This window comes from Micromonospora sp. BL4 (genome assembly GCF_003667505.1).
Classification (GTDB): Bacteria; Actinomycetota; Actinomycetes; order Mycobacteriales; family Micromonosporaceae; genus Micromonospora.
This window is the reverse complement of record NZ_RCVJ01000012.1, coordinates 1-423: the sequence shown is the minus strand read 5'-3', so window position 1 is coordinate 423 and position 423 is coordinate 1. Positions and strand designations below refer to the sequence as shown.

Below are 423 nucleotides of genomic sequence, written 5' to 3'. Positions count from 1 at the left end.
GCGGGGCAGGTGCGGGCGAGGCGCGCAGTTCGTCGAGGCGTACCAGCGCGACCCCGGCGACGATCAGCACGCCTCCGAACAACTGCCAGGCGGTAGGCAACTCGTCCAGGAACAGCCAGGCGATGAGCACCGCGAAGAGCACCTCGGTCAGTCCCACGAACGAGGCCAGCCGGGGCCCGAGGATCCGGGTGCCGGCGATCCCGGCCAGGTACGCGACGACGGCGGCGACCAGGGAGAGCCCGACGATGGGCAGGAGCCAGCTGGTGCGCTGCCCGGCGAAGGTGACCTCGCCGAAGGTGGCGTGCAGCGGCAGCACACCGGTCAGCCCGATCAGGAGCAGAACGGCGGCGCCGACGGCCATTCCGCCGCTGGCCATGGCGACGGAGGGCAGCCGGGGATCGACGCGGCCGGCGAGTACGAAGT

At 72.3% G+C, this 423-nt stretch carries 1 protein-coding gene; it reads right to left on the bottom strand.

Annotation, left to right across the window (positions count from 1 at the left end):
* The coding region (locus EAD89_RS00060) for an EamA family transporter (protein ID WP_147458717.1) at nucleotides 1-423 on the bottom strand (423 nt) is incomplete at both ends.